General features: G+C 71.2%; 15 protein-coding genes. 5 read left to right on the top strand and 10 right to left on the bottom strand.

Annotation, left to right across the window (positions count from 1 at the left end):
* Together Acor_RS29170 and Acor_RS29165 are read right to left on the bottom strand one after the other, a co-directional pair.
* Entirely contained in the window at positions 1 to 423 is a 423-nt protein-coding gene (locus tag Acor_RS29170; RefSeq protein WP_155339970.1) for a CdiA C-terminal domain-containing protein, read from the bottom strand.
* 53 nt (positions 424 to 476) lie between these two features.
* Positions 477 to 656 carry a hypothetical protein gene (locus tag Acor_RS29165; protein ID WP_155339969.1) on the bottom strand — a complete coding sequence of 60 codons (180 nt, stop codon included), beginning with the start codon at positions 654 to 656 and terminating at the stop codon, positions 477 to 479.
* A gap of 41 nt (positions 657 to 697) precedes the next feature.
* Between Acor_RS29165 and map the strand changes: the two genes are divergently transcribed.
* Positions 698 to 1,546: a type I methionyl aminopeptidase gene (map, locus tag Acor_RS29160; protein WP_155339968.1), complete on the top strand. Its 849-nt coding sequence runs from the start codon at positions 698 to 700 to the stop codon at positions 1,544 to 1,546.
* Between the two features lie 4 nt (positions 1,547 to 1,550).
* Here map and Acor_RS29155 read toward each other — a convergent pair whose 3' ends face one another.
* The 4 genes from Acor_RS29155 to Acor_RS29140 form a co-directional block, all read right to left on the bottom strand.
* The gene (locus Acor_RS29155; RefSeq protein ID WP_155339967.1) at positions 1,551 to 3,539 is read right to left on the bottom strand and encodes a bifunctional copper resistance protein CopD/cytochrome c oxidase assembly protein; all 1,989 of its coding nucleotides are present in this window, start codon (positions 3,537 to 3,539) and stop codon (positions 1,551 to 1,553) included.
* Positions 3,540 to 3,624: 85 nt separating this feature from the next.
* A complete protein-coding gene (locus Acor_RS29150) occupies positions 3,625 to 4,152 on the bottom strand; it encodes a copper resistance CopC family protein (protein WP_155339966.1) in 528 nt (175 codons plus the stop codon).
* Positions 4,153 to 4,256: 104 nt separating this feature from the next.
* Positions 4,257 to 5,531: a helix-turn-helix domain-containing protein gene (locus Acor_RS29145; RefSeq protein ID WP_246239268.1), complete on the bottom strand. Its 1,275-nt coding sequence runs from the start codon at positions 5,529 to 5,531 to the stop codon at positions 4,257 to 4,259.
* A 643-nt stretch (positions 5,532 to 6,174) separates the two neighbouring features.
* Positions 6,175 to 7,653 carry a PucR family transcriptional regulator gene (locus Acor_RS29140; protein WP_155339964.1) on the bottom strand — a complete coding sequence of 493 codons (1,479 nt, stop codon included), beginning with the start codon at positions 7,651 to 7,653 and terminating at the stop codon, positions 6,175 to 6,177.
* 107 nt (positions 7,654 to 7,760) lie between these two features.
* Here Acor_RS29140 and Acor_RS29135 point away from each other — a divergent pair, with 107 nt between their 5' ends.
* Positions 7,761 to 9,980 (top strand): xanthine dehydrogenase family protein molybdopterin-binding subunit, encoded by a 2,220-nt coding sequence (locus Acor_RS29135; RefSeq protein ID WP_174876211.1) that lies wholly within the window; start codon positions 7,761 to 7,763, stop codon positions 9,978 to 9,980.
* Here the strand turns inward: Acor_RS29135 and Acor_RS29130 are convergent.
* On the bottom strand, positions 9,977 to 10,948 hold the full coding sequence (locus Acor_RS29130; protein WP_155339963.1) for an excalibur calcium-binding domain-containing protein: 972 nt from the start codon (positions 10,946 to 10,948) through the stop codon (positions 9,977 to 9,979). The two genes, Acor_RS29135 and Acor_RS29130, sit on opposite strands and share 4 nt — an antisense overlap.
* 144 nt (positions 10,949 to 11,092) lie before the next feature.
* Between Acor_RS29130 and ald the strand changes: the two genes are divergently transcribed.
* Positions 11,093 to 12,208, top strand: a complete 1,116-nt coding sequence (ald, locus tag Acor_RS29125) for an alanine dehydrogenase (RefSeq protein ID WP_155339962.1) — start codon at positions 11,093 to 11,095, stop codon at positions 12,206 to 12,208.
* A 4-nt stretch (positions 12,209 to 12,212) separates the two neighbouring features.
* Here the strand turns inward: ald and Acor_RS29120 are convergent, their stop codons facing one another.
* Positions 12,213 to 12,953 carry a DUF3105 domain-containing protein gene (locus Acor_RS29120; protein WP_155339961.1) on the bottom strand — a complete coding sequence of 247 codons (741 nt, stop codon included), beginning with the start codon at positions 12,951 to 12,953 and terminating at the stop codon, positions 12,213 to 12,215.
* A 96-nt stretch (positions 12,954 to 13,049) separates the two neighbouring features.
* On the opposite strand from Acor_RS29120, the gene Acor_RS29115 reads away from it, so the two are divergent.
* Together Acor_RS29115 and Acor_RS29110 are read left to right on the top strand one after the other, a co-directional pair.
* Entirely contained in the window at positions 13,050 to 13,673 is a 624-nt protein-coding gene (locus Acor_RS29115) for a DUF305 domain-containing protein (RefSeq protein WP_155339960.1), read from the top strand.
* Positions 13,674 to 13,739: 66 nt separating this feature from the next.
* A complete protein-coding gene (locus tag Acor_RS29110; protein WP_155339959.1) occupies positions 13,740 to 14,036 on the top strand; it encodes a DUF3467 domain-containing protein in 297 nt (98 codons plus the stop codon).
* On the opposite strand, the gene Acor_RS29105 is transcribed toward Acor_RS29110, so the two are convergent.
* On the bottom strand, positions 13,999 to 14,793 hold the full coding sequence (locus tag Acor_RS29105) for an MBL fold metallo-hydrolase (RefSeq protein WP_155339958.1): 795 nt from the start codon (positions 14,791 to 14,793) through the stop codon (positions 13,999 to 14,001). The genes Acor_RS29110 and Acor_RS29105 overlap by 38 nt on opposite strands.
* A complete protein-coding gene (locus Acor_RS29100) occupies positions 14,790 to 15,776 on the bottom strand; it encodes a cyclic nucleotide-binding domain-containing protein (RefSeq protein WP_155339957.1) in 987 nt (328 codons plus the stop codon). The genes Acor_RS29105 and Acor_RS29100 overlap by 4 nt, the downstream gene beginning before the upstream one ends.
* Positions 15,777 to 15,809: the final 33 nt, after the last annotated feature.

The raw sequence follows: 15,809 nt of genomic DNA, 5'->3' as shown, positions 1-15,809 counted from the left end.
TCAGACCTGGGGGGCGACCGCCATCGCGTTGATGTCGTAGCCGTCCCCGACCACCCGCCAGCCGCGCAGGCCACGGCTGTGCGGGACGGCTTGGAAGCGGCGGATTCCCTCCTGGGCGGCGGTGGCGGGCAGCCCCGAGCCGCGGGCGTCGATCACGGCCTGCTCGGCGTGGCGGGCGGCGCGGCTCAGCGCCATCGCGACGGCGGCGCCGGTGTCACCCGCGGTGAGGACGACGAAGTCGGTGGGGACGCCGTCCACCAGGGCGTCGGGGCGGTTGCCCAGGCGGCCGCGCGGCGCGGTCGGCTCGGCTCCGGCCGCGATCACGTCGTGGCCGCAGGAGGCCAGGAATTCGGCCACCCGGCGTTCGGCGTCGGAAAAAAGACGAGCCCGCTCGTCCACCCGGCTCAGACCGCTCTCCCCCACAGACCCAGCTTGGCAGCCGAAATAAGGAAATGTCCCCTATTTCCGGTCAAGGATCAGTCGTCGTCATTGTCCTGATCTTGGGCTTTCCAGGCCTTGTTCCGCTCGGCCGCCGTCTTCAGTGCGTCGGCGGCCTCGACCTCCGACGCGTACGGACCCATCCGGTCCTTGTTCGGGCAGCCCTGGTCGGGCTCGACGCGCATGTGCTTCAGGCAGAACCACCATTGCTCGTTCACGACCTCATCCTGCCCCGTCAGCGCCCAACTAGACTTGCCGCATGACGACGCTGCTCCGCCCCGGGCGGATCTCGCCCACCCGGAAGGTCCCCGCCCACATCGAACGTCCCGAGTATGTGGGAAAGCCGGAACCCAAGCGCGGCGACACCGACGTCCAGACGCCGGAGACCATCGAGCTGATGCGCGTCGCGGGCCGCCTGGCCGCCCAGGCCCTGGACGAGGTCGGCAAGCACGTCGCGCCCGGCGTCACCACCGACGAACTCGACCGCATCGGCCACGAGTTCCTGTGCGACCACGACGCCTACCCGTCGACGCTCGGCTACCGCGGCTACCCCAAGTCGCTGTGCACCTCGATCAACGAGGTCATCTGCCACGGCATCCCCGACGACACGGTGCTGCGGGACGGCGACATCGTCAACGTGGACATCACCGCCTACATCGGCGGCGTGCACGGCGACACCGACGCCACCTACCTGGTCGGCGAGGTCGACGAGGAGTCCCGCCTGCTGGTCGAACGCACCCGCGAGGCCACCAACCGCGCCATCAAGGCGGTCGCCCCCGGCCGCCAGCTCAACATCGTCGGCCGCGTCATCGAGGCCTACGCCAGACGTTTCGGCTACGGCGTGGTCCGCGACTTCACCGGCCACGGCATCGCCCGCTCCTTCCACTCCGGCCTGATCGTCCCGCACTACGACGATCCGTCCCTGGCCGTCACCCTGGTCCCCGGCATGACCTTCACGATCGAGCCCATGCTCACGCTCGGCACGATCGACTACGAGATCTGGCCCGACCGCTGGACGGCCGTCACCAAGGACGGCAAACGCACCGCCCAGTTCGAGCACACCATCCTCGTCACCGAGACCGGCCACGAGATCCTGACGCTGCCCTGACCGGTCACTTCGTCTTCGGGCGGTTGAGTTTGGCCAGGTAGGCGTTGTAGGAGTCGAGTTCGGGGTCGCCGGTTCCGCCGGAGACGGCCGCGCGGGCGTCGGCGCGGCGGTCGGCGCGGCGGGCCTGGCGGTCGTCGGCGCGCCACCACTGGATGGCCAGCGCGATGACGACGATCAGGGTGGGGATCTCGCCGAAGCCCCAGGCGATGCCACCGCCGAGTTTCTGGTCGGCGATGGCGGTGTCGCCCCAGGTGCGGCCGAGCTGGTCGTACCAGTCGGAGGCCAGGACCGTGCCCATGCTCATCAGGGCCAGGCCGAAGAAGGCGTGGAAGGGCATCGTCACGAAGAGCAGGATCAGGCGGCCCACGTGCGGCAGCGGCTGGGGGGCGGGGTCGACGCCGACGATCACCCAGAAGAACAGGCAGCCGGTGAGCAGGAAGTGGGTCGACATCGCCAGGTGGCCCAGGTGCTCCTCCATCGCCGAGGGGAACAGCGAGGTGAAGTAGAGGGCGTAGGTGGAGGCGATGAACAGGGCGGTGGCGATGCCGGGGTGGCCGATCACGCGCATCGCGCGGCTGTGCAGGATGACCGTGAGCCACTCCCGCGGGCCGCGGTCGCCGCGGCGGGCGGCCGGTTTGAGCGCGCGCAACGCCAGGGTGATGGGGGCGCCCAGGACCAGGAAGATCGGGACCAGCATGGACAGGATCATGTGCTCGGTCATGTGCACGCTGAACAGGACCGGGGCGTAGCGGGCGACGCCGCTCTGGGTGGCCAGCACCAGGATGGCGACGCCGATGAACCAGGCCACGGTGCGGCCGGCCGGCCAGCGGTCGCCCCGGCGCGACAGCCGTACCAGGGCGGCGGCGTAGAGCCCGCCGAGGGCGGCGGCGATGACGGCGAAGAACAGGTCGAACCACCACAGGGTGAGCAGGTTGCCCAGCGTGATGGGGGGCGGGACCAGGTAGCCGAGCAGATCGAAAGCCCGGTCGGTGGGGATCTCCACCGGCGGCGGGGCGGTCTGGGCGAGCGCGACCGCGACGCCAACGGTGGCCGCCATCAGCATGGTCTCGCCGAGCGCGAGCCGCAGGAAGGCGCCCGGTTTCCCGGCGGCCAGGTGCGGCATCGTCCGGCCCCGGTGCCACCAGCCGATGACGCCCAGCACGCCGAAGGCGGCGAGTTTGGCCAGCAGCAGCAGACCGTACGCGGAGGTGAAGAGGGCTTCGACGGTGGCCAGCCGGGCCAGCACACTGGCCAGGCCGGACAGGCCGACGCCGACGAAGCACCACAGCGCCATCCGGGAGAACCGCCCGGCGGCGACGGGCAGCTTGTCGGCCGACCTGATCGCGTGCACGCAGAGCAGGCCGAGACCGCCCACCCAGACGGCCAGGAACAGCAGGTGGAAGGCGACCGAGGTGGTGGCCAGGCCGTGGTTGGGCGAGGACGAGGAGTGCCCGGTCAGGGCCGGCGGCAGCAGCGTGGCCAGCGCGAAGACCAGCAGGCCGCCGGCCGCGCCGACAGTGATCGCCCCGCGCGCGAACAGCGCGATGGAGACCGCGAACAGCACCACCAGGGTGAGCGCGATGCCCTGCGGAGTCTGGCTGGCGTAGCTGGTGAGCTCGTTCCCGCCGAGGATCACCCCGATCGGCTGCCCCATCGACTGGGACAATCCGAACACCAGGGTGGACGACGCCGCGACCGCCCAGGCCAGCGCGGCCCAGGAGGCGGCCTTCACGTACTCCAGCGCCGACTTGCCCAGCAGTCCCTTGTCGCTGGGCAGCAGCGCGGCGGCCATCAGCAGCAGCCCGATGGTCAGCACGCCGGCCGCGTCCATGGACAGCTTGGAGACCGGCACCATCCAGCGGGTCAGCGCGCCCTCGTCGGGCAGCCCGGGAATGACCCGGGGCGTCGCCGCCCCGCCCGCCACCATCCCGATGACCAAGGCCCCGATCGCCGCGCACACACCCGCGACCGCGAACCGCACCGTTCTGCTCATGCCCGGCCTCCGGCCCGTACGGCTACCGCCCCAGCCATCACAGTCCGCCCCGCCATAACCGTCAACTCCCGCGCCGGTCCCGGAGTCACGGCTTTTTCCGCATGCTGAAAACCATCCCGATGCCGATGCCCGCCACGCCGAACACCACAATCCACACCCAGCCGGGCACCGACGGCGATTCCGTCGTCTCCGCCGGCGGGCTACTGGGCGCCGCCACGACCGGCGTGACCGACGGCGCGGTCAGGCTGGGGGAAGGCGGCGGGTCGAGCTTGAAGGGGATCTCGCCCTCGACGGGATGCCCGTCCCGGGACACCACCCGGTAGGCGATCGTGTAAGCCCCGCCGGGCAGCTGGGGGCCGACGTCCTGGAGGACCTTCGGGCCGTCGACTCGGGGCCTGCCGTCCTCGTAGCGCAGCCCGTCCGGGCCCGTGACGATCACGACGGGGAAGCGCACCGACTCGGTGAACTCCAGGGTCACCTTCTTCAGCGCCGCAAGCTGGGCGCCGCGCTGCGGATCGCTGATCCGCAACGAGGTGTGCGCGTACGCGGGAGCCGTGCCGGACAGGAGGATGGCGAGGAAGGCCAGCGCGGCGGCGAGTGGGGATGTCTTCATGGCGTCCCCAGGCTACCGACGCACGCGCCCGCTCCCTACCTCGCCGTCTCCCTTCCCGTCGTCACGCCGTCCGTCATCCCGTCGTCGCTCCTGTTGTCGCCCGCTCAGAGCCCGACGCAGGTGAGTGCCCGCTGGTAGGCGTCCACACTCGCGTCGTGGTCGCCCAGCTGGGCCATCGTGTCGGCCGCGTGCTGCCAGCTCTCGGCGACCTTGCGGGTGGCGGACAGGTGCTTGAGGGACTCCCCGGCCACCGACAGCTCGGTGGCGCAGGCCTCGTCCCTGCGCTGCATGAAGTAGATCTGCCCGAGCAGCAGGTGCACCTCGGAGTGCAGGGTGCGGTTGCCCTCGCCGACCAGGTCCATGGCCTGCTGCGCGTAGGTGAGCGCGGCGTCCAGGTCGCCCAGGGCGAGCTCGGCGCGGGCCAGGTACAGCGAGCAGTGGATGATGTCGGCGAGGCCCGAGGAGGATTCCTTGAGCTCCCGCATGGAGCGCAGCGCGAGATCGCGGGCGGCCTCGGCCTCGGCGGGGCGGACCTGGAGCAGCAGTTTGGCGTAGCCGCCGCGGAGCCTGGCCAGGTTGCGCGGGCCGCCGTTCTCGGACTGGATGGCCAGGGCGCGCTCGATCAGCGACATGGCCTCCTCGCCGAAGCCGATCTGCTCGGCGGCCATGGCCGCGTTCCAGCAGGCGGCGACGATCGACCGGGGGGTGCCGAGGGTCTCCGCCGCGGACAGCAGCTCGGTGGCGAACTGGCGGGCCCTGAGCAGGTCGCCGCGCTCGATGTAGACCGAGAGCAGGGTGGAGCCGAGTTCGACGAGATCGTCGCTCCAGTTCGGGCGGGCGGTCGCGCCGAGCATGCGCTCGCCGACGCTCACGCCTTCCTGGAAGTCGCCGCACTCGCGGTAGCAGCGGCACAGCGCGATGGCGATGGCCACCCGGCGGGACGGCGTCTGCGACTCCGTCTCGGTGTCCATCAGCGTGTTGAGGACCCGGATCGCCTCGCTGAGGTCGCCGCAGGCCTCGACGGCGAGGGCGTAGCCGAACTGCGCGTCCTGCCGGAGCGAGGACAGTCCGACGATGCTCTTGTCCTCCAGCAACTCCTGATACCGTCGCCGGGCCTCGGTAACCTCGCCGTTCTCCAGCGCCAGCCGGGCGAAACGCAGACCGAGATCGAGTTCTTCCATCTGTTCGGCGGTGACCCCATTGACAAGATAGGTCAACGAACAGTCCAGCTTCTGCGCAAGCAACTCCAGAACGGCAGGAGTTGGCGTACGCTTACCACTCTCGATGAGTGAGACGTATGAGTCTGACAATTCGGGGTGGGCAAGCTGGGCCTGAGAGAGACCGCGTTGGCGCCGGATTGTTTTAATCCGCTGGCCCACCAAATCTTGACTGGTCACATGCACCCCTTGAGAAGATGTAGGCCCCACAACCAAACACCGACGGGAGTACCCCCCATGAAACGCCGCCTCGCCGTCTCTGTCTTAGCTGTATTGATCACAGCCGGAGTGGCTGTTGCGTCAAATGCTACGACCGCAGGCGCCGCCCCGTCTTCACGACCGCAGCCGCAGTACATCTACTGCTGCTGATTCGTTACACGCTCAGCGTGTGAAGACGGCAAGACTTGGTGTGTTCAGAGGCAGCTCACAGGCACATCCAGGGGCAAGGCAAGATCACGGACCTCCGCGAGGAGGGAAGCGTGTTGTCCGGTTCCGGACACCGGCGCGGCACCTGCGCCGGACATGTGTAAACGTGAAGGGTTGTGGTTGACCGATGGCCGCCTAGAGCGCGGCGGCCGAAGGCCGACCTGAACCCGCGGGCCGAGCAGGGCCCGGCCGCATCTCTCGCCAAGAGGGTTCACTCCGCGGCCACCCCCTTTCGGACCAGCTTGACAAGGTAGTCGGCTCCATTGTGGCGGCGCTTTCTGGAATCTTCCAGAGAGCGCCGCCTGACTGTTGTCAGGAAGCCCCACCACATCTTGTCACCAACCGGGCACACCGCGTGACATGATCGAGAAAATCGAATTCAGGACGCCCGGAGCGCGAGATAAAGGTCTACTCGATCTGCCATCGCGGAGAGATCTTTTCCCGTCAATTCCTCGACCCGCCGAATGCGATATCGCACCGTGTTCACATGCACGTGCAGATGCTCGGCGCAAGTGTTCCAGGAACCTGCACAATCAAGAAAAGTCCCGAGGGTACGGACAAGATCCGCCTGATGTTTTCTGTCGTACGCGAAGAGCGGCGCCAGCAGCCGTTCGGAAAATGATCTGCGAACGTCACCGGGAACGGTCGCCAGCAACAGCGCGTGCGTATAGATCTCCGCGCTGGTGACCACTCCGCCACCCCGCGCCTCCGCCATCCGGCGCGCGTGCCCGGCCTCCTCGACACCCCCGCGCACGGCCGCCGACCCGGTCAGCGCGGCACTCACCCCGATCGCCACCGCCACCCCCGGCAGCGCGGCCACCCGGGCCTTCAGCATGGCCGCCACCTCGTCGGCGGTCCCCTCCCGGAGCGGCACCAGCGCGATCGCGCCATCGGCCGCCGCGGCGGCGACCACCCGGCGGTCCATCAGCTCCTCCACCACCTGCCCGCCCAGCACGGCCGGATCCACGCCCTGCTCGCGCACACTGGCCGACACCACCGCGTACGGCTCCCCCGCGTCGATGCCGCAGGTGCGCAGCCGGGCCGACAGCTCCGACCGGTCGGCGGTCCCGGCGGTGGCGAGCGCGATGAGTTGTTCTGCCAGCCGACGCTCGACCCGGCGGCCCCCCTCCATCCGGGTCCGCGCCAGCGCCACGCACGAGGCCAGCTCGTAGCCGATCTCCGGGTCGAGGTCGCCGCCGCAGACCAGCGCCCAGCCGGCGGCCCGGTGCGCCCGGTCCACCGCGAAGATCGTGTACGGCCCCGCGGTCACCAGCGGCAGCCGTACCGCACCGAGGAACTCCCGGGCCAGCCGCCCGGCGTCGGCGACCGGCAGGGACCCGGCGATGATCGTCCCCGCGGCCGAGATGACCGCGCCCGCGACGCCGAGTTCGGCCGACATCAGCTCGCACAGCTCGGTCAGCCCCGCGCCCTCGGCCACGGCCGCCACGATCCGCCGGTGCCGCCCGAGCGCGCGGCGCAGGTCGCCGGCCTGCGCGCCGGCCAGGCGGCGGGTGACGGCCTCGGTGACCGCGCCGAAGGACACCTCGATCGGCACCTCGATCAGCGGCAGGCCGCGCTCCCGGCAGGCGTCCAGCAGGTCGGCGGGGATGTGGCCGAGCCGGGCGTCCCCTGCGGCCAGCGCGGAGACACGGCCGCGGACCAGGATGTCGACGAACCGCCGCGAGTCGGCGGGGTCCTGCCGCCACATCATCCCGGTGAGCACGAGCTCGCCGCCGGCCAGGTATCGGGCGGGGTCGGGCAGGTCGGTGATGAGCGCGCCGGTGATCTCGGCCTGGGTCTCCCCGGTGAGCAGGATGAGCCGCAGTTCGTCGAGCGCGAGCAGATCGCGTATCAGCACGCGCCCAGACTATTTGGACGAATCTACAAGGCGCTCGCGCCGGGCCTCCCCGCGTTTCATGGCGACGCCACTAGGCCGTCCGTGAGCTGGGCTGATGTACTCGGCTCATGAGTATCGCCACCGGGCAAGTCCAGGGCGTCGGCCAGAGCCTGCTGCGTCCGGACGGGACGCTGAAGGTCACCGGTGAGTTCGCCTACTCCTCCGACCTGTGGCTGGACGGCATGCTCTGGGGCGCCACCCTGCGCAGCCCGCACCCGTCGGCCTGGATCAGGTCGATCGACGTCGGCCCTGCGCTGGCCATGCCCGGCGTCTTCGCCGTGCTCACCCACCAGGACGTCCCCGGCGTCAAGTTCTACGGCCTGGAGCACAAGGACCAGCCGGTGCTCGCCATCGACCAGGTGCGCTACCAGGGCGAGCCGGTGGCCCTGGTGGCCGCCGACCACCCGGAGACCGCCCGCAGGGCCGCCGACGCCATCGTGGTCGGCTACGAGCTGCGGGAGGCGGTCACCGACCCGCGCCAGGCCGCCTTCGACCCGGCCTGCCCGCAGGTGAACCCGCACGGCAACGTGGTCAGGCACCAGCCGGTCCGGGTCGGCGACCGGTTCACCGCCGACGTGGTGGTGACCGCCGAGTACGAGGTCGGCATGCAGGACCAGGCCTTCCTGGGCCCGGAGTCCGGCCTGGCCGTGCCCGCCGAGGACGGCGGCGTGGATCTCTACGTCGCCACCCAGTGGCTGCACGTCGACCAGGACCAGGTCGCGCCCTGCCTCGGCCTGCCGAAGGAGAAGGTCCGCCTCACCCTGGCCGGGGTCGGCGGCGCGTTCGGCGCCCGCGAGGACCTGTCCATGCAGATCCACGCCTCGATGCTGGCCCTGCGCACCGGCAAGCCCATCAAGATCGTGTACGGCCGGGAGGAGTCCTTCTTCGGCCACGTGCACCGGCACCCGGCCTGGATGCGCTACGAGCACGGTGCCACCGCCGACGGCATGCTGGTGTACGTCCGGGCCGAGATCGTCCTGGACGGCGGCGCCTACACCTCCTCCTCCCCCGCCGTGGTCGGCAACGCGGCTTCGCTGGGGGTCGGCCCGTACGAGGTGGACAACGTCTGGATCGACGCGTACGGGACCTACACCAACAATCCGCCCTGCGGGGCGATGCGCGGCTTCGGCGCGGTCCAGGCCTGCTTCGCGTACGAGTCGCAGATGGACCGGCTGGCCGAGGCGTGCGGGCTCTCCCCCGTCGAGATCCGGATCAGGAACGCGGTCTCCCAGGGCTCCAGGCTGGCCACCGGCCAGGTGGTGGACACGCCGGCGCCGCTGGCCGGGATGCTGCGCGAACTGGCCGCGATGCCGCTGCCGGGGCCCGGCTCGACCGATCTGCGCGCGCTGCCCGGCGGGGTGGCCCAGACCACGCACGGCGAGGGCGTGCGCCGGGGCATCGGCTACGGGGTCGGGATCAAGAACATCTGCTTCTCCGAGGGGTTCGACGACTACTCCACCGCCCGGGTCCGGGTCGAGCTGCTCGGCGGCGAGCCGCACGTGCTGGTGCACACGGCGGCGGCCGAGGTCGGCCAGGGGCTGATCATGGTCAAGAGTCAGATCGCCAGGACCGAGCTGGGCATCGACCGGGTGACGATCGTGCCGGCCGACACCACGGTGGGCTCGGCCGGCTCCTCGTCGGCGTCGCGGCAGTCGTACGTGACCGGGGGCGCGGTCAAGGCGGCCTGTGAAGCGGTCAGGGAGCGGCTGGACAAGCTGCGGGCGGGCGGCGCCTCGCTGGCGGAGGTGCTGGCGGCCGGGCCGGTCGAGGAGACCAGGGAGTACCGGCACCGGCCCACCTTCCCGATGGACCCGGTGACCGGGCAGGGCGACTCGCACACCCAGCTGGCGCTGTGCGTGCACCGCGCGGTGGTGGACGTGGACGTGGAGCTGGGCCTGGTCAAGGTGGTGGAGCTGGCGGCGGTGCAGGACGTGGGGCGGATCATGAATCCGCTGGCGCTGGAGGGGCAGATCCACGGGGGGACGGCGCAGGGGCTGGGGCTGGCGCTGATGGAGGAGATCCAGGTCCGGGACGGGAAGGTGCTGAACCCGTCGTTCACCGACTATTTGATTCCGACGATTCTGGATATGCCGCCGATGCGGCTGTCCATCCTGGAGAACCCGGATCCGCACGCGCCGTACGGGTTGCGGGGCGCCGGTGAGCCGCCGACGCTGTCGTCCACGCCGGCCATCGCCGCCGCGGTGCGGAACGCCACCGGGCTCGCCCTGGCGCGGGTGCCGATCCGGCCGGACGACATCGCCCTGGCCGGTTCCGCGCTCGCCGGTTAGAGGTCGTCCGGGTCGCAGGCGATGCCGTCGGCGTCCTTGTCGACGTACCACGCGTACTGCGGGTGGGTGCCCTTGTGGTACGGGCCGCCGCCCGCCGCGATGGCCTCCTGGCAGCTGGCGTACCTGGTCATCGCGCCCGTGCCGCCGTTTCCGCCGGTCGTCGCGGCCGGGGCGGTGCCGTTGGTCACGGGGCTGGACGGGAGCGGGTTGGGGGCCAGCGAGTCGATCGGGGCGGGATTGCTCGCGGCGGGGTCGGTGACGGGCGGGGGTGTCACCGCGCCGGGGGGCTGCGCCGGGGGCGGCGATGCGCCCGCGGGGCCGCTCAGGCGGGCCAGCACGGCCACGGCCTCCGGCTGGGTGAACCCGGCGATGCTCAGGCTGTCCCCGGTGATCTCCTGCGCCACCCGGGGGGCGGCCACCACCTTGTCGGACACCACGATGGCCAGCTGCTGCTCGACCGTCTCCCTGGTCAGGTCGGCGATCTGGTCGCGGCTGTCCGGCGCGAGCACCACCCGGACCGCGTAGGTGCCGTCGTCCTCGGCGACCGACTCGATCTTCTGCACCACCGCGACAGTTACCCCGGGCGCCAGCTGGTAGCACTGCGCCCCCGTGTCGTCGGGCACCGCCTCCGCGCCCGCGCACGGCCCCGGCATGACCCCGACCACCGGCGCGAAGTGCATCGGCGTGGCCAGGCGGCGCAGCGTGGTGCTGGACAGCGGCGGCGCGTCCGGATTGCGGGTCATCAGCACCGCGACCGTGGCCAGCACCCCGCTCATCACCACCACCAGGACCAGCGCGACGGTCAGCGCCACGGTGGTGCGTTTTGTCGCCTGCGGCGGCCCGGGAACGCCCGGTCCCGCGGGCCCGCCCGGACCCATCGGCCCGCCCGGCCCGCCCGGCCCGCCCGGTCCCCCCGCGCCGTCCTGAGGCGCCGGTTCGGCCGCGCCCGGCACCGGCGTGTCATACATTCCGACCTCGATCCCTACCATCGCCCGCAGAGCCTATCGAGGTCTGCCAACGCACGGTAATCAGATGACAGTCTGTCACCAAGCCATCCCAACTCCTGGCAGACTGCCCACGGCTGCCCACCGTATGGGGGGTAGAGCTCCGTTATGAAGGTCGGAGTTCCACGCGAGGTCAAGAACAACGAGTTCCGGGTCGCGCTCACCCCGGCCGGGGCGCACGAGCTGGTCCGCCACGGCCACCAGGTCCTGATCGAGAGGGACGCGGGCGCGGGCTCCGCCATCCCCGACGCGGACTTCGCCGCCGCCGGGGCCACCCTGCTGGACGGCGCGGACGAGGTGTGGGCCGAGGGCGACCTGATCCTCAAGGTGAAGGAGCCCGTGCCGGCCGAGTACCCGCGGATGCGGAAGGGGCAGGTGCTGTTCACCTACCTGCATCTGGCCGCCTCCGAGGGGCTCACCCGGGCGATGCTGGAGTCGGGCGTGACCGGGATCGCCTACGAGACGGTGCAGACCGCCTCCGGGGCGCTGCCGCTGCTTGCGCCGATGTCGGAGGTGGCCGGGCGGCTGGCGGCCCAGGTCGGGGCCTACCACCTGATGCGGCAGGGCGGCGGGCGCGGCGTGCTGATGGGCGGCGTGCCGGGCGTGTACGCGGCGAAGGTGGTGGTGATCGGGGCCGGGGTGTCCGGGATGAACGCGGCGGCGATCGCGCTCGGCATGCAGGCCGAGGTGCTGCTGCTGGACCGGGACGCGGAGAAGCTCCGGCAGGCCGACATGATCTACCGGGGGCACGGGAAGACGGTCGCGTCCAACGCGTACGAGGTGGAGCGGGCGGTGCTGGACGCGGATCTGGTGATCGGCGCGGTGCTGGTGGCGGGGGCGCGGGCCCCGAAGCTGGTCGGCAACGACCTGGTGAGCCGGATGAAGCGCGGCTCCGTGCTGGTGGACATCTCCATCGACCAGGGCGGCTGTTTCGAGGACTCCCGGCCGACCACCCACGACGACCCGGTCTACCGGGTGCACGACTCGGTGTTCTACTGCGTCGCCAACATGCCGGGCGCGGTCCCGCACACCTCCACGTACGCGCTGACCAACGTGACCGTGCCGTACGCGCTGGCGATCGCGAACCGGGGCTGGCGGGCCGCGCTGGCCGCGGACGAGGCGCTGGCGCGCGGCCTCAACACGCACCAGGGGCACCTCACCAACCTGCCCGTGGCCGAAGCGCACGGGCTGGCGTGGATGCCCCTGGGGGAACTGCCCGGCTGATCCGTCAGGACGCGCTCGGGGTGGCGACCGGCGCGTCGGTCCCGGTCGTCGCCGACGGAGCCGGCTGCTCGGACGGCGCGGTCTCCGGGATCACGGCCTCCGCGGCGGTCTGGTCGACGCCGCCGGTGCAGGGGGAGCCGCGCTCGGGCGTGTCCGGGCCCTGCTTGAACTTCCGGATGAACGCCGCGATGTCCGGCGAGTCCGCCGAGTCCACCAACAGCTGGTGGTTCCACGACGACAGCCCGACCTTCGACGTCAGGCCGGGGTACGGGCTGAGCAGCATGTAGTCCGAGGACGCCAGGGTGCGCAGCTTGGCGATGTCCGGCTCGGGCAGGTCGGGCTGGTAGGTGATCCAGACCGCGCCGTGCTCCATCGAGTGCACGGCCGTCTCATTGTTGATCGGCTCGCTGTAGATGCCGCAGTTCTGCCAGGCCGAATTGTGCTCACCGCCCACCGGGGGGCTCTCCGCGTACTTCACCTTGATGCCGGTGTGCTGGGAGCCGGTGTACTTGAAGTTCTTCACCTTGGGCGCCATCGCGGCCTCGGCCTGGGCCGCCGCCTTCTCCACCTCGGACTTGTTCATCTCCTCCCGGACGATGTAGAAGCCCACCGCGCCCACCACGATTGCGATGACGAGACCGCCGATGCCCCACATCAGGACCGCCATCCGGCGTTCCTTGCGCTTCTGCTCGGCGCGCATGCGGGCCAGGTGGTCACGCCGTGCCTGCGCCTTTTCCTTGGTCATCGACCCTCCATCACGCAATCACATTTGGGATGGAGAATAGTGGTTATAGCTAGGCGTTTGGTTCACTGATCCTCCCGCGCAAGTAACCTGAGAGTGATGAACAGCCCTCCTTTCCGTCTCTTCCCGATCCTCGGGGTGGTGGCCGTCCTCGTCGCGGCCACCCTGATCGTCGTGACCCTCTCCAGGTCGGGCACGCCCGGTGAGCTCTCCCCCGAGGCGGGTTTCTCCCGTGACATGGCCGTTCACCACGCCCAGGCGGTGGACATGTCGTTCGTGGCCAGGGACGCGAGCACGGACCAGGAGCTGCGCACCCTCGCGTACGACATCATCAACACGCAGAGCACCCAGCGTGGAATTTTCATGGGCTGGCTGGACCAGTGGGGGCTCCCGCAGAGCTCAACCCAGCCGCCGATGACCTGGATGGCGGGGCACGGGCACGACGGCCCGCCGGGCGTGATGCCCGGCATGGCCTCCCCCGAGGAGCTCGCCAAGCTGCGGGCCGCCACCGGCGACGCGTCGGCGGTGCTCTTCCTGCAGCTCATGATCCGCCACCACGAGGGCGGCGTGGACATGGCCAGGGGCCTGCTCAAGCTGAGCAGCCGAAGTGAGGTCAGGACCATGGCGCAGCACATCGTGGACGGCCAGTCGGCGGAGATCACCCTGATGAAGGGCATGCTTCAGGCGCGCGGCGGGCAGCCGTTGCCGTCGATACTCAAGTGAGCCCGTGTCACCCTGCGCGGGAAACCTCCGGTCAGGGCACCATGGAAGCGACCGGAGGGATGAGAATTGAATCAGGAGCCGGAGAGCCGCCTTGAGGTGAGCATCTCGGCCGAGGTCGAAGCCGGGCAGTACGCCAATTTCGCTTCGGTCTGGCACACCCAGGATGGGTTCGTTCTGGATTTCGCGGTGATCACCAGGCCGCCCGGGCTGGCCGACGATCCCTCGTCGGGCGCGCAGTATCTGAGCGTGCCCACCCGGATCGTCAGCCGGATCAGGATCCCTCCCGCGCAGGTCTTCGAGCTGATGAAGGCGCTGGAACAGCAGCTCAGCGCGTACGAGAGCGAGACCGGTCAGAAGGTGTGACGGTGGCGCCCTGCCGGGCGAACTCGGCGTCCGGCCACTCCTTGGCCATCGCGTCCAGCTGGTCGTCGGTGCGGCCGGGGGCGTGGTGGGTGAGCAGCAGGCGGCGGGCTCCGCAGCGTTCGGCGAAGGCCAGCGCGTCGGTGACGGTGGCGTGGCCGTAGGCGTCGGCCAGGGCCTGTTCCTCGGGGCGGAACTGGCCGTCGTGGATGAGCAGGTCGGCGCCGGCCGCCAGTTCCTCGGCGGCGGCGGAGCCCAGCTGGGGGGCGTGGTCGGGCAGGTAGACGACCGAGGCGCCGCCGTGTTCGAGCCGGGTGCCGACGGTGACGCCGCCTTTGTGGGTGATCTCGGCCTGCCGTACGGTCAGGCCGGCGAGTTCGCGGACCGGCCGGGAGCCGGTGAAGGTCCAGTCGCCGAGCAGGCCCTCCGGTTCGATCGGGAAGTGCGGCGGGGACATCGCCCTGGTCAGCGTGGCCAGCGGGTCAGGGCCGGGGATGACCAGCTCGACCCGGGCGTCCGGGTGGTCGACTGCGCGGCTGAACGGCAGGCCCTGGACGTGGTCCCAGTGCAGGTGGCTGAGCAGGATCGGGCCGCGGAAAGGGCCGGGGAGCTGCCGGATGCCGGTGCCGGCGTCCAGCACCAGCGCCGGCCCGTCCCCGGCGGGCAGCACCGCGACACAGCTGGTGTGCCCGCCGTAGCGGACGAACTCGGGCCCCGGAGCCGGGGTGGAGCCGCGTACGCCGAGCAGCAGGAGCCTCACACCTCCTCCTCGCGGCGGTGACCCGCCGCCAGGTGCTCCAGGGCGGCCCGGTCGATGAGGTCGGCGGTGGCCTCGGCGACCCGGATCCGGGTGACGGCGGTGAGGGTGGCCGTGCGGTGCCCGGTCTCCAGCACCGCCCGCTCGCCCAGCACCACGCCGGGGCCGAGCTCGCCGAGGGTGCGGCCGTCCACGTCCACCATGAGCACGCCGTCCAGCAGCAGGAACAGCGAGTCGCCGCGGTCGCCCTGGCGGACCAGGGTCTGGCCGCCGGCCAGCTCGCGGACCAGCGGGCGGCGCCCGCCGCGCATGATCAGCCGGGACAGCTCGCGCTCCAGCGCCGTCTCGGCGGCGGTGACCACCACCGGCGAGTCCTCCGCGCCCCACGGGGTCGCGGTCTGGGCCGCCCACGCCTTGAAGTCGGTGACCCCGGCCTTCAGGCTGAGCGCGCCGTCGGCGTCGTACACCCAGTGCCGTGGGAACGGGCTGGCCCCGGTCAGGCCGATCTCGCGGCGGCCGTCGGCGTGCAGGGTGACCGCGACCGTGGTCCACACCAGCGGGGACTGCCAGCGGGCGAACGGCGCGGTGGCGGCGGTGCGCGGGAACGGCAGCGCGGTCCGGCCGCCGGCCGACTGGGTGACCCGGATCCAGCCGTCCCCGATCTCGGCGCCGCCGCGCAGGTCGGGCAGGCCGACGGCGGCGAAGGTGGCGCCGAGCGGACCGACCCGGACGGTGGTGGAGCCCATCAGGCCGCCGCCGTCCACGCCGTGCCCGACCACCTGGCCGTCCTCGAAGTCGGCCCAGACGCGCAGCCGGTTGGCGAACCGGAACCTGTCGGCCTTCCGCAGGCCCTCCAGGTCCTCGATCCGGGCGGGCGGCGGGTCGTCGTAGTGGGAGATCCCGGCGGTGAACATGGTCCGGGTGTAGCCCTTCACCGCCTCGGACGGAATCCAGGACAGGGACGTCACCTCTGACTGCACACGCATGCTGGCCTCCTCAGGTCCGGATTCGACCCTAGA

It is taken from the genome of Acrocarpospora corrugata (assembly GCF_009687845.1).
GTDB lineage: Bacteria > Actinomycetota > Actinomycetes > Streptosporangiales > Streptosporangiaceae > Acrocarpospora > Acrocarpospora corrugata.
Note: the sequence above shows the minus strand (reverse complement) of the source record. Positions and strands in the feature narration are given on the sequence as shown.

Bases quoted from the DNA above. Each gene is read 5' to 3' on its own strand.
- Acor_RS29150 (WP_155339966.1), bottom strand. From the start codon at position 4,152: ATGAAGACATCCCCACTCGCCGCCGCGCTGGCCTTCCTCGCCATCCTC.
- Acor_RS29130 (WP_155339963.1), bottom strand. From the start codon at position 10,948: ATGTATGACACGCCGGTGCCGGGCGCGGCCGAACCGGCGCCTCAGGAC.
- ald (WP_155339962.1), top strand. From the start codon at position 11,093: ATGAAGGTCGGAGTTCCACGCGAGGTCAAGAACAACGAGTTCCGGGTC.
- Acor_RS29155 (WP_155339967.1), bottom strand. From the start codon at position 3,539: ATGAGCAGAACGGTGCGGTTCGCGGTCGCGGGTGTGTGCGCGGCGATC.
- Acor_RS29135 (WP_174876211.1), top strand. From the start codon at position 7,761: ATGAGTATCGCCACCGGGCAAGTCCAGGGCGTCGGCCAGAGCCTGCTG.
- map (WP_155339968.1), top strand. From the start codon at position 698: ATGACGACGCTGCTCCGCCCCGGGCGGATCTCGCCCACCCGGAAGGTC.
- Acor_RS29115 (WP_155339960.1), top strand. From the start codon at position 13,050: ATGAACAGCCCTCCTTTCCGTCTCTTCCCGATCCTCGGGGTGGTGGCC.
- Acor_RS29100 (WP_155339957.1), bottom strand. From the start codon at position 15,776: ATGCGTGTGCAGTCAGAGGTGACGTCCCTGTCCTGGATTCCGTCCGAG.
- Acor_RS29120 (WP_155339961.1), bottom strand. From the start codon at position 12,953: ATGACCAAGGAAAAGGCGCAGGCACGGCGTGACCACCTGGCCCGCATG.